The following is a 12,157-nucleotide window of genomic DNA, read 5'->3' as shown; positions in this document are numbered from 1 at the left end:
CGCCGGCAGAGCCGGCGCGCCCTCCTGCGCTCCCGCCCCACCCCGACCCCGTGTTGATCAAGAGGTTTGCGTCACCACGACCGCGATTCCTGACCCAAACCTCTTGATCAACACGGGTGGGCGGGGGTGAAGGGGGTGGAGAGGTGGGGGGTGGCTAGCAGGGTGGGGTTGAGGGTGTGCAGGGCCGTTAGGCGGGAGGCGCGCGCTTCGTCGGGGTCTACCTCGTGGGCGTACGCCAGGGTGGGGTCGATCAGTTGCACCAGGTGCACCAGGAGATCGCCGGTGAGCAGCATTCGCTCGTCGGCCGCTGTCAGGAGCACCGACTGGTGGCCGGGGGTGTGCCCGGGAGTGGGCAGCAGTCGTACCGCAGGGGTCAGGGTTGTCTCGCCGTCGACCACCCGGAGCTGGCCGGCGGCGCGCAACGGCGCGACCAGCCCGGCCGGCAGCCCGGGGTTGATCGCCTCCGCCGCCTCCAGTTCGGTGCGCTGGAGCAGGTAGCTGGCGTTCGGGAAGTACGGCCGGCCCGGTGTGCCGGTGACGGCCCAGCCGATGTGATCGCTGTGCAGGTGGGTCAGCACGACCGTGTCGACGTCGGCCGGGTCGATGCCGGCGGCGGCCAGTTCGGCGGGCAGCCGACCGGGCACCGGTGCCCAGCTCGCGGCGGGTGCGTCGGTCGGGCCGATCCCGGCGTCGACAAGGGTCACCGGCCCGTCACCCGAACGGATCGCGAAGCTGCGAAACGGCAGCCACCACCGCCCGTCGGCGGTGACCGAGGCGGGGTCGCGGCGGTCGGCCTCCTGCCACTGGGCCGCCGTGGCGTGCGGAAACGCCTCCGCGCGGGGCTGGAAGAAGGCACCCTCGCCGTCGGTGAGCGCGGTAACCGTGATAGACCCGAGGGTGCGGCGAAGTGGCATCGAGCGATGGTGTCAGGGAACTGCTGTGTCGTGCAGCCCGGTTCCGCCGGTCAGTCGAGGCCGGCTGAGGGCTGCCGGCCCAATTGCAGTACGCTCGTACTGCTTGAGCACGTGTCCCCCGAGAGGAGCGCCGGCCGATGGCGAAGATCAAGGTAAACAACCCGGTCGTGGAGCTCGACGGCGACGAGATGACCCGGATCATCTGGAAGCAGATCCGGGAGCAGCTGATCCTGCCCTACCTCGACGTCGACCTGCACTACTACGACCTGTCGATCCAGCACCGCGACGAGACCGACGACCAGGTCACGATCGACGCCGCCAACGCCATCAAGGAGCACGGCGTCGGCGTCAAGTGCGCGACCATCACCCCGGACGAGGCCCGGGTCGAGGAGTTCGGCCTGAAGAAGATGTGGCGGTCGCCCAACGGCACCATCCGCAACATCCTCGGCGGCGTCGTCTTCCGTGAGCCGATCATCATGTCCAACGTGCCGCGGCTGGTCCCCGGCTGGACCAAGCCGATCATCATCGGCCGGCACGCCCACGGTGACCAGTACAAGGCCACCGACTTCGTCGTCCCCGGCCCGGGCACGGTGACCATCACCTACACCCCGGCAGACGGCGGCGCGCCGATGGAGATGGAGGTCGCCAACTTCCCCGGCGGCGGCATCGCCATGGGCATGTACAACTACGACGAGTCGATCCGGGACTTCGCCCGCGCCTCGTTCCGGTACGGGCTGGACCGCAACTACCCGGTCTACCTGTCCACCAAGAACACCATCCTCAAGGCGTACGACGGCCGGTTCAAGGACATCTTCGCCGAGGTGTTCGAGACCGAGTTCAAGGACGAGTTCGCCGCCGCCGGCATCACCTACGAGCACCGGCTCATCGACGACATGGTCGCCGCCGCGCTCAAGTGGGAGGGCGGGTACGTCTGGGCCTGCAAGAACTACGACGGTGACGTGCAGTCCGACACCGTGGCGCAGGGCTTCGGCTCGCTGGGTCTGATGACCTCGGTCCTGCTCTCCCCGGACGGCCGCACCGTCGAGGCCGAGGCCGCGCACGGCACGGTCACCCGGCACTACCGGCAGTACCAGAAGGGCGAGAAGACCTCGACTAACCCGATCGCGTCGATCTACGCCTGGACCCGGGGCCTGGCCCACCGGGGCAAGCTGGACGGCACGCCGGCGGTGACCGAGTTCGCCAACACCCTGGAGCAGGTCATCATCGACACCGTCGAGGGCGGCCAGATGACCAAGGATCTCGCGCTGCTCATCTCGCGCGACGCCCCGTGGCTGACCACCGACGAGTTCATGAACGCGCTCGACGAGAACCTGGCCCGCAGGCTCGCCGCCTGATTCGACCGCACCAGCACCGGAGCCCGTCGGCACCCGCCGGCGGGCTCCGGCGTGTCCGCCGGCTGACACGCCTGCCGCGTCACCCGGCCTCGCGCGCCTCGTTGACCAGGGTGGACGAGATGCCAGTCGCGTCCAAGGAAGGTTGACCGCGGTCGACCGCGGATGCGTGCCGATCAGCCAGCCTTCCCGGCTGTGTCGAGCACAGCCAGCCGTCCCTTCCCTGCGGGGGGCCCTGTCCCGGGCCCCCCGCGCCCTGTTTCCCGCCAGGCCCGGAACGCCGGCTCTGCCGGCTCGCCAGGGTCAGGCGGCGCGGAGCAGTTCGGCGGCGCGCTCGGGGGAGATGTCGTTGATGAAGACGCCCATCCCCGACTCGGAGCCGGCCAGGTACTTCAGCTTGTCCTTCGCCCGTCGGATGCTGAACAGCTGAAGGTGCAGGTGGCCCAGCTCGCGGTCGATCCGCACCGGCGCCTGGTGCCACGCCGCGATGTAGGGCATCGGCATGTCGAACAGGCCGTCGAAGCGGCGCAGCAGATCCAGGTAGAGCGGCCCGAAGGCGTCCCGCTCGCTGTCGGTGAGCGCCGGGATGTCCGGCACCACGCGGCGCGGCGCGACATGCACCTCGAACGGCCAGCGGGCCGCCGCCGGCACGAACGCCGTCCAGTGCTCGTTCTCGGTGACCACCCGCTCGCCGGCCGCGCGCTCGGCGGCCAGCACGTCCGCGTACAGGTTGCCCCCGCCGGTCCGCTCGGCGTGCCGGCGGGCCGCGGCCAGCAGCGCCCGGGTGCGCGGCGTCACGAAGGGGTACGCGTAGATCTGCCCGTGCGGGTGGTGCAGCGTGACGCCGATCTCGACGCCCCGGTTCTCGAAGCAGAACACCTGCTCCACGCCGGGCAGCTCGCCGAGCACCTCGGTCCGGTCGGCGAGCGCGTCCAGCACGGTGCGGACGCGACGCGGCGGGAGGCTGGCGAACGAGGCGTTGTGGTCGGAGGTGAAGCAGACCACCTCGCAGCGGCCCAGGCCCGGCCGGACCGGCGTGAACGGGGTGATCTCCCCGGGCTCGTCGGCGACGCGGCCACTCAACGACGGGAACCGGTTCTCGAAGACCACCACGTCGTAGTCCGGAGCGGGGATCTCGGTCAGTCGGTCGCCCACCGAGGGGTCGAGCGGGCACTCGTTCGCCGGCGGGAGGAAGGTGCGGGTCTGCCGGTGCACGGCCACGGCCACCCACTCGTCGGTCAGCGGGTCGTAGCGCAGTTGCGACGCGGGTGGCGGTGGCGGCAGGTCCCGGCGGTCCGGCTGGTCGCGGACGGCGTCGTCGTCCTCGTCGAAGTAGATCAGCTCCCGGCCGTCGGCCAGGTTGATCGCGGTGCGCTTCACGTCGCCGTCTCCTCACTCGTCGGCGTGCGCGTCGCGCGGCCCGCCCTTGTTGCCTTTGCCATGATCAATTCGCCCACCTGTTCGCCGATTACCCGTCGTGCGGGCGGGGGCAACGCCTCGTCGCTGACCAGCACGTGGGCTGCCGACAGCTCGACGATCGAGGAGATGCCCACGGTGCCCCACTTCGTGTGGTCGGCGAGCACCACCAGCCGGTCCGCCGCGGCCACCAGCGCCCGGTCGATCTCCGCCTCCATGAGGTTCGGGGTGGTGAAGCCGGCCCGCTCGGTGATGCCGTGGACGCCGAGGAAGAGCAGGTCGAGGTGCAGCCGCCGGACGGCGCCGACCGCGAGCGGGCCGACCAGCGCGTCCGACGGTGTCCGTACGCCGCCGGTGAGCACCACCGTCTGATCGGGCCGGCCTCCGGCGTGCAGGATCTCGGCCACCGGGAGCGAGTTGGTCACCACGGTCAAGCCGGGAACGTCCACCAGTCGGCGGGCCAGTTCGGCGGTGGTGGTGCCGGCGGAGAGGGCGACCGCCGCACCGGGCCGCACGAGCCGCGCCGCCCGGTCCGCGATCGCGGCCTTCTCCGGCAGTTGCCGGACCGACTTGGCGTGGAAGCCGGGCTCGTCGGTCGAGCTGGGGCCGGTCGCGGTGGCGCCGCCGTGCACCTTGGCCAGCAGGCCGCGCTCGTGCAGGGCCTCCAGGTCGCGGCGAATGGTCATGTCGGAGACGCCGAACTCGGTCGCCAGGTCGGTCACCCGAACGCCACCGGCGGACCGGACCCGATCCAGGATCGCCGACTGCCGCTGCTGAGCGAGCATCAGCCGTGCCTCCCAGGGGTCCACGTACTCTCACGCGGTCGAACGTGTTCCAACAAAGATGAACACTAGCGCGTGCCCGGAACCGGCGGAAGGAAAGGGGTGGGACGACGCCTCAGGCCGACTGGATCTTCAACTCCACCCAGCCGCTCTCGGTCAGGTGGTGCAGCACGGCCTGCACCGCGTCCGCGACGCTCAGGTGGGTGGTGTCGAGCACCAGGTCCGCGTCCGTCGGCTCCTCGTACGGGTCGTCGATGCCGGTCATGCCGGTGAGCAGACCGGCGCGGGCCCGCGCGTACAGGCCCTTGCGGTCCCGCTGCTCGCACACCTCCAGCGGCGTCGCGACGTGCACCAGCACGAAGCCCGCCCCGGCGGACAGGGCCATCTCCCGCGCCGTCGCGCGGGCGGCCGCGTACGGGGCGATCGGGCAACAGATGCTCACCCCGTGGTGCCGGGCGATCTCGGCCGCCACCCAGCCGATCCGCCGGACGTTGAGATCCCGGTCGGCCTTGCTGAAGCCCAGCCCGGCGGAGAGCTCCCGACGTACCACGTCCCCGTCGAGCAGGGTCACCGTCCGGTCGCCGTTCTCCCGCAACGCGTCCGCCAGCCCCCGGGCGATGGTGGACTTGCCGGAGCCGGAGAGGCCGGTCAGGAAGACCACCAGCCCCCGGTGCCGGCGCGGCGGCCGGGCCCGAGCCAACTCCTTCGCCACCGCCGGAGGCGTGTGCCACTCCGGCAGCGGGAAGCCCCGGTCGAGCAGGTCGTCGATCTCGTCCTGGGTGAGCGCGAGGCGGCGGTTGCGCGGCGGGATGTCCTCCCGCCAGCGCCACTGCCCGTCCCGGTTGTCGTACGCCAGCTCGCGCGGCACCAGCACCCGCAGCCCGGCGCCGGAGAGCATGTCCCCGGTCGAGAGCAGGTGGGTGACCCCGTACGCGGCGGAGACGCGCGCACGCAGCAGCGCGTCGCTGATCTCCTCCCGCCGATGCGACAGCGGCACGGCCACCAGGGTGGCCGGGGGCATCCGGTCCCGGGCGGCGAAGATCGTACGCACCAGCGCCTCCGGTGCGAGCCCGCCGACACCGCCCTCGCCGACCGGGATCATCACCAGCAGGTGCGCGGCCAGGGTGCGGGCCGCGTGCGCGATCTGGGCGAGCTGCGGCCGGTGCAGCGGACGGTCGGCGATGACCCCGAGCACCCGACCCGGAGGCAGCAGCGCGCGGACCTCCTCCGGGCTGCGCCGCAACCGCTGGAACGGGCCGTGACCGCCCTCGCCGAGCCGGCGGAGCTGGCCACCCAGGCCCGCCACGCCCTCGCGTACCGGCCAGACGTCCGCGACGTCCAGGGCGGCGACCGGCGCCCCCTCGCCGTCGGTCAGCACCAGGGCCCGGCGGGCCTCATCGCGCGGGTCGAAGCCCTGCGCCAGCGCGGCCGGCACCTGCAGGGTCACCGGAACCTGCCACGGCGTGCCGTCGGCCAGCCGGCCGCGTCGGCTCACCGACACCAGGTCGGCGCGGGTCATGAAGCCGGTCAGGGGGGCGTACGCGCCGGTCAGCAGCAGCTCCAGATCCGCGAGCTCACCGGGACGCGGCGTGTACGCCGGCGCGTCCCGGAGCACCTCGTCGGGCAGCACCCAGCCGTTGCTCATCCACACCCCCCACTCGCTGACCGGCACACAGTTTCGCAGCCGACCGCCGATCGGTCGAGGCCGCCACTCCACGACCCGGACGGTCGGGTCAGCGACGGACCCGGCGACCCACCGCGGACCGCAGCCAGTTCCAGACCTTTCGCTCGTCGCGGATCCGCGGGGGCGCGCCGTCGGCCGGGCAGATGAAGAGCAGCGGCAGCCGCGCGTCCTCGGTCCATCCGGCGTTGGTGATCCGTGCCTTGAGGAGCCAACTGCCCCGCGTACGACCGCCGTTGAGGGCGCGGAAGTCGATCGTGGTGGTGGCGCGGTGCACCAGGTGGACGGTCTCCGCGCCGCCGGGACCGGCGACCCGCTCGGTCTGGAACTGCACCGGCAGGAAGATCTCGTCGCCGGTCTCCCGGCGGCGGGCGACCACGTCGAGGCGGGCCTTGCGGACCTGCGCGGTGGAGTCGAGCACGTCGGGGGAGATCTCACCGACCGGAAGCACCAGCACGTCGCGCCCGTCGTCGGCGCGGAACCCGATCGGCTGGTCCGCGGAGCGCAGCTCGGCGGCAACGGTGACCGTGACGGCGTGCTCGTCCGGCTGGAGCTCGTCGATCCGGCCGTGCCCGGCGATGCCCGCCTCCCACCGGGCCAGCCGCCGCAGGTCCTCGACCCGGCCCCGCTCGGTCAGGTACGCCACGGCCCGTTGCAGCGGCGGCAGGCCGCCGGCTACCCCGGGAGCGAAGCGCTCCTGGATGATCTTCTGGACCTCGGCGGCGACCTGGTCCACCCAGTCGTGGGGAGCCTCCAGCAGTCGCTTGCCGCGCAGCCGGTTGATCATCTCGTTGCGCAGCCACCGCCGGTGCAGCCGGTCGCGCAGCGGTCCCGGTTCGGTGTGGGCGTCGACGATGTCCAGCGCGTCGCGCACGCTCGCGAAGTAGCTCGACGGCTCCAGCCGCGCCGCGGTGACGTTGCGGGCGTCGCCCCGCTGCGCGTGGTGGTAGCAGGTGTAGTCGGACAGCACGCAGGTGCGGCGGGACAGGAAGTAGGCCCGTACGACCAGGGAGTGGTCCTCGAGCCGCCGCTTGCCGCCCTCCGGGAACCGCAGCCCGTGCTCGTCGAGGAAGGAGCGGCGGAACAGCTTGTGGCAGGTCAGGCTGTCGATCAGCGGGGCGTTCGCCAGGGTGGCGTCGAAGCGGTTCTTGCGGAACAGCTCCCGGGGCACGCCGCGCCCGTGCCCGGCCATCTTGCCGATCACCACATCCGCGTCGTACGTCTTCGCGCAGTCGTAGAGCCGTTCCAGCGCCTGGTCGGCGAACCAGTCGTCGTCGTCGGCGAAGAAGACGTACTCGCCGCGGGCCCGCTCGATGCCGAGGTTGCGCGGGCGCGACGGCCAGCCCGAGTTCTCGATGTGCACCACGTGGATGTGCGGGTGCTCGGCCGCCAGCCGGTCCAGCCGCTTGCCCGTGTCGTCGGTCGATCCGTCATCGACGAAGATCGCCTCGAACTCGTCGGCCGGTAGCGACTGGCGCAGCAGCGACGCCACCAGCTTCTCGATGTGGGGGCCGCAGTTGTACGCGGGCACCACGACACTCACCTTGGGGACGCCAACCTCGACCATCACGATCCTTCCGCTTTGGCGGTCGAATATCCCCCGGAACACTGCCCGGTGAACGGGAAGTGAATCGTGCCACCCGGCAGGGGACTTTCCGGCAGCGGGGTCTGGCCGAACGCACGACCGGCGCAAACGTTCATCGTCGCCGTCGGCGGACCTTAGGGGTGGGTCGCCGCGAGGATCAGGGGAGCACCGGGGGCGCGCCGGTGTCGGTGCGGGGCATCGACTCCCTACGCTGGCGTCGTGACACTGATCGCGACCCAGTCGCTCACCAAGACGTACGGAGGTCGGGTCACCGCGCTCACCGACCTCACCGTCGCCGTCGAGCCCGGGATCATCGGCCTGGTGGGCGCGAACGGCGCCGGCAAATCCACCTTGATCAAGATTCTGCTCGGCCTGATCGCCCCGACCAGCGGTCAGGTCTCGGTGCTCGACATCGACCCGACCACCGAACCGGCGGCGGTCCGTGCCCGCGTCGGCTACATGCCCGAGCACGACTGCCTCCCACCGGACCTGTCCGCCGCCGAGCTGGTGACCCACCTCGGCCGGATGAGTGGCCTGCCGCGCACCGCGGCCCGCGAGCGCGCCTCGGAGGCGCTGCGCCACGTCGGGCTCTACGAGGAGCGCTACCGCCCGGTCGGCGGCTACTCCACCGGCATGAAGCAGCGGGTCAAGCTGGCCCAGGCGCTGGTGCACGACCCGGACCTGCTGCTGCTCGACGAGCCGACCAACGGGCTGGACCCGGCCGGTCGGGACGCGATGCTGGCGCTGGTGCACCGGATCGGCACCGAGTTCGGCATCTCCGTGCTGGTGTGCTCACACCTGCTCGGCGAGGTCGAGCGGATCTGCGACACGCTGATCGCCATCGACGGTGGCCGGCTGCTGCGTGCGGATCACATCTCCGCGATGACCTCGGCCACCGACGTGCTGGCCGTCGAGGTCAGCGAGGGCACCGAGGAGTTGGCCGCCCGGCTCGCGGCGCTCGACCTGCCGGTGGCGCGGGACGGCCGGTTGCTGCTCGTACCGCTCGCCGACGACAGCACCTACGACCTGATCCTCGGCGCGGTCGCCGAACTGGACCTGCCGCTGCACCGGCTGGACCAGCGCCGGCACCGGGTGGCCGAACTCTTCGCCACGAGGGAGCTCACCCATGCCTGAGCTGTCATCCGCCGCCGTGCGGCCCACACCGACCGGCGTCATCCACGACATCGGCTATCAGCGCTACGAGGGCCCACGGCTGGGCCGTCGGCACGTCTTCGGCGCGCTCTACCTGCACGGGCTGCGCACCATCTTCGGGTTCGGGCGCAGCGCCAAGGCCAAGATCTTCCCGTGGCTGGTGGTCGGCATCGTCACCCTGGTCGCGGTGGCCCTGGCCGCCGTCCGCAGCCAGCTCGGCGAGCCGGTCGCCACGTACGCCCAGTTCGCCGACGCGATGAGCTGGCTGGTCCTGTTCTTCGTCGCGGTGGCCGCGCCGGAGCTGGTCTCCCGGGACCTGCGCAGCGGTGTGCTGCCGCTGTACTTCTCCCGGCCGCTGCCGCGCGCCGACTACGCGCTCGCCAAGTTGCTGGCGCTGGTCACCGGCCTCTGGCTGCTGCTCGGCGGGCCGCAGCTGGTGATGTTCCTGGGTGCCGCGTTCACCACCAAGCAGGGCATGCGCGGGGTCTGGAACGAACTGCTCGACCTGCTTCCCGGCCTGCTCTACGCCGGCCTGTGGGCGGTGGTCTTCGCCTCGGTCGGGCTGCTGGTCGCCTCGCTGACCGGCAAGCGCGCCTTCGCCGCGGGCGGGGTGGTCGCGGTCTTTTTGATGACCACGCCGATCGTGGGCGTGCTGAGCATCCTGCCGTCGAACACGGCCAACGAACTGGCCGGCCTGGCCTCGCCCTCCACCCTCGTGCAGGGGGTGGGCATCTGGTCGCTGGGTGACCTGCTGGTCGAGGGCGATCCGGGCGAGATGATGATCGGCGACTTCGGCCCGGTCTACGCCCTGGTCGCGGTGCTGCTGGTCGCCGGCGCGACCGCCCTCCTGCTGGCCCGCTACCGGAAGGTCGCCTCCTGATGAGCACGCTGAGCCTGACCGGGGTGTCCCGGTGGTACGGCAACGTGGTGGCCGTCAACGACATCAGCATGGCCCTCGGGCCGGGCGTGACCGGTCTGCTCGGTCCGAACGGCGCCGGCAAGACCACGCTGCTGCACATGATGGCCGGGTTCCTCGCCCCGTCGCGCGGCACGGTGACCCTCGACGACGAGCCGACCTGGCGCAACCCCGACGTCTACCGCCGGCTGGGGCTGGTCAGCGAGCGGGAGGCGGTGCAGAGTTTCCTGACCGCGTACGAGTTCGTGCTCGCCAGCGCGAAGCTGCACCGGTTGGCCGACCCGGCGGCGGCGGCGCGACGGGCCATCGACCTGGTGGAGCTGGAGTCGGCGCAGGACCGCCGGATCGGCACGTACTCCAAGGGCATGCGGCAGCGAGCCCGGGTGGCCGCGGCGCTGGTGCACGACCCGCAGGTGCTGCTGCTCGACGAGCCGTTCAACGGCATGGACCCGCGTCAGCGGCTGCACATGATGGATCTGCTGCACACCCTCGGCGACGCCGGCCGGACGATCCTGTTCAGCTCGCACATCCTGGAGGAGGTCGAGCAGGTCTCCGGGACGGTGCAGGTGATGGTGGCCGGTCGACTGGCGGCCTCCGGTGACTTTCGGACCATCCGTCGGCTGATGACCAACCGCCCGCACGTCTTCGCGGTGCGCTCCACCGACGATCGGGCGCTGGCCGTGGCCCTGATCGCCGAGGCGTCGGTGAGTGGCGTCGAGCTGGACCGCACCGGCCTGACCGTACGCGCCGGCGACTACGGCGCCTTCACCCGGGCGTTGCCCCGGATCGCCCTGAACAAGGGCATCCGGGTGCGCCAGCTGGTGCCGTCCGACGAGTCCCTGGAGAGCGTCTTCTCCTACCTGGTGGAGGCCTGAGAACATGTCGACCATTACCTGGATCACCGCGCGCGGGCTGTTCGGCCGGCGCCGGTTCCTGCTGCTGCTCCCGCTGCCGTTGGTGCTGCTCGGGCTGGCCATCCTCTGCCGGTCGCTGGGCGTGGACCCGGGCGAGTGGGGGCCGCCGGTGCTGGTCGGCCTCGGCCTGGCGGTGGTGCTGCCGGTGGTTGCGTTGATCATCGGCACCGGCGTGCTGGGCGCGGAGATCGACGACGGCACCGTCGTGCACATCCTGACCAAGCCGCTGCCGCGCTGGCAGATCGTGCTGCCGAAGCTCGCGGTCGCCGCCGGGGTCACCGCGGCCACCGTCGCGGTGCCGCTCTACGTCGCGGGCGTGCTGGCCGATTCGGTACGCCTCGGTCTGGCCCTGGCGTTCGCGGCGGCGCTCGGCGCGCTGGCGTACTCGGCGCTGTTCCTCGCGCTCAGCCTCGTCACCCGGCGTCCGGTGCTGCTCGGCCTCGTCTACGTGCTCATCTGGGAGGGGCTGCTGGGCAACTTCGTCAGCGGCACGAAGGTGCTCTCCATCCAGCAGTACGTGATCGCCCTCGCCGACCGGCTCGCCCCCAGCGGGCTGCTGGAGACCACCGTGTCGGTGCCGGTCGCCTCCGTGATGACCGCGTTGGTCAGTGTCGGCTTCACCGTGCTGGCGATCGACCGCCTGCGCTCGTTCAGCGTGGCCGGCGAGACGAGCTGAGGCACATGCGGGGTACGGTTCCGGCCAGCCTCCCGCAACGGGTAGGGCTGGCCGGATGGACCGGCCGGGGTGCCGGGGCCCAGGCTGACTGGTGTGAGCGTCGAAGCGGAGTGGACATCGTTGGCTGAGCCGTACTCGCGGAGCAGCCGGCCGTGGCTCACCAGCCTGGCGGTCGCCGGGCTGGCGTGCGCGACGGTCGCGACGGCCGCCCAGGGCAGCGGCCGGTTCCACTGGTGGGCCGGCTTCATCCTGATCCCGGCCGCGCTGATCGCGGCCAGCGGCGGGCCGTTGCTGGCCCGCGGCGGCGGTCGGGCCTTCGCCGGGTACGTCATCGCCTGCGTCGGCACGCTGGTGTTCGTGGTGGGTGCGTTGCTGATGTTCGGGGCGATGGGGCAGGGCTGGCCGCTGCTGGTGGTGCTGCCCTGCCTGGCGGTCGCCGGCACGTACGGCTGGCGGGCCGCCCACCCCCTGGCCCGTGGCCTGCACCGCGCGGTGGCGCTGCTCGCGCTCACCGGCGCGCTGCTCGGTGTGACCCTGCAACTGATCCACATCCGTCTCATCCACCTGGAGACGGGCTGGTGGGGCGTGTTCCTGATGCTGGCCGGGGCGATCGTGCTGGGCAACGCGGGCGAGCTGACCCGGCATCGGATGCCGTACCGGCTCCAGGCGATCACCCTGCTGGTCGGCCCCGCCGTGGCGGCCATCCTGCTCGGCCTGCGCTTCCTGCGCGGCTGGTGAACGACCGGTCCGCCGCCGCCGCCGGTCGGTG

11 protein-coding genes are annotated in these 12,157 nt (G+C 71.9%); 6 read left to right on the top strand and 5 right to left on the bottom strand.

Annotated features, from left to right (window positions below):
• Positions 1-107: 107 nt before the first annotated feature.
• Positions 108-914 carry an MBL fold metallo-hydrolase gene (locus tag ABZU46_RS13240; RefSeq protein ID WP_354857132.1) on the bottom strand — a complete coding sequence of 269 codons (807 nt, stop codon included), beginning with the start codon at positions 912-914 and terminating at the stop codon, positions 108-110.
• 137 nt (positions 915-1,051) lie between these two features.
• Here ABZU46_RS13240 and ABZU46_RS13235 point away from each other — a divergent pair, with 137 nt between their 5' ends.
• On the top strand, positions 1,052-2,269 hold the full coding sequence (locus ABZU46_RS13235) for an NADP-dependent isocitrate dehydrogenase (RefSeq protein ID WP_354857130.1): 1,218 nt from the start codon (positions 1,052-1,054) through the stop codon (positions 2,267-2,269).
• A gap of 300 nt (positions 2,270-2,569) precedes the next feature.
• Here ABZU46_RS13235 and galT read toward each other — a convergent pair whose 3' ends face one another.
• From galT to ABZU46_RS13215, 4 genes are all read right to left on the bottom strand, one after another.
• Positions 2,570-3,646: a galactose-1-phosphate uridylyltransferase gene (gene galT / locus ABZU46_RS13230; protein WP_354857127.1), complete on the bottom strand. Its 1,077-nt coding sequence runs from the start codon at positions 3,644-3,646 to the stop codon at positions 2,570-2,572.
• Positions 3,643-4,467, bottom strand: a complete 825-nt coding sequence (locus ABZU46_RS13225) for a DeoR/GlpR family DNA-binding transcription regulator (protein WP_354857124.1) — start codon at positions 4,465-4,467, stop codon at positions 3,643-3,645. Before ABZU46_RS13225 ends, galT begins: the two co-directional genes overlap by 4 nt.
• A 112-nt stretch (positions 4,468-4,579) precedes the next feature.
• Positions 4,580-6,109: an adenylyl-sulfate kinase gene (cysC, locus tag ABZU46_RS13220; protein WP_354857122.1), complete on the bottom strand. Its 1,530-nt coding sequence runs from the start codon at positions 6,107-6,109 to the stop codon at positions 4,580-4,582.
• A gap of 88 nt (positions 6,110-6,197) precedes the next feature.
• On the bottom strand, positions 6,198-7,712 hold the full coding sequence (locus ABZU46_RS13215) for a glycosyltransferase family 2 protein (RefSeq protein WP_354857121.1): 1,515 nt from the start codon (positions 7,710-7,712) through the stop codon (positions 6,198-6,200).
• 237 nt (positions 7,713-7,949) lie between these two features.
• Here ABZU46_RS13215 and ABZU46_RS13210 point away from each other — a divergent pair, with 237 nt between their 5' ends.
• The 5 genes from ABZU46_RS13210 (at position 7,950) to ABZU46_RS13190 (ending at position 12,126) form a co-directional block, all read left to right on the top strand.
• Positions 7,950-8,864 carry an ABC transporter ATP-binding protein gene (locus tag ABZU46_RS13210; protein ID WP_354857119.1) on the top strand — a complete coding sequence of 305 codons (915 nt, stop codon included), beginning with the start codon at positions 7,950-7,952 and terminating at the stop codon, positions 8,862-8,864.
• Positions 8,857-9,762 carry an ABC transporter permease gene (locus tag ABZU46_RS13205; protein WP_354857116.1) on the top strand — a complete coding sequence of 302 codons (906 nt, stop codon included), beginning with the start codon at positions 8,857-8,859 and terminating at the stop codon, positions 9,760-9,762. Before ABZU46_RS13210 ends, ABZU46_RS13205 begins: the two co-directional genes overlap by 8 nt.
• Positions 9,762-10,673 carry an ABC transporter ATP-binding protein gene (locus ABZU46_RS13200; RefSeq protein WP_354857113.1) on the top strand — a complete coding sequence of 304 codons (912 nt, stop codon included), beginning with the start codon at positions 9,762-9,764 and terminating at the stop codon, positions 10,671-10,673. The genes ABZU46_RS13205 and ABZU46_RS13200 overlap by 1 nt, the downstream gene beginning before the upstream one ends.
• A 4-nt stretch (positions 10,674-10,677) precedes the next feature.
• Positions 10,678-11,388, top strand: coding sequence for an ABC transporter permease subunit (locus ABZU46_RS13195; RefSeq protein WP_354857112.1), 711 nt, complete (start codon positions 10,678-10,680; stop codon positions 11,386-11,388).
• A 93-nt stretch (positions 11,389-11,481) separates the two neighbouring features.
• Complete coding sequence (locus ABZU46_RS13190) at positions 11,482-12,126, top strand: hypothetical protein (protein ID WP_354857111.1); 645 nt, start codon at positions 11,482-11,484, stop codon at positions 12,124-12,126.
• Positions 12,127-12,157 lie beyond the last annotated feature (31 nt).

The organism is Micromonospora sp. NPDC005197, from assembly GCF_040608295.1.
Taxonomy (GTDB): domain Bacteria; phylum Actinomycetota; class Actinomycetes; order Mycobacteriales; family Micromonosporaceae; genus Micromonospora.
The sequence above is the reverse complement of the archived record's forward strand: the minus strand, read 5'-3'. Positions and strand labels throughout refer to the sequence as shown.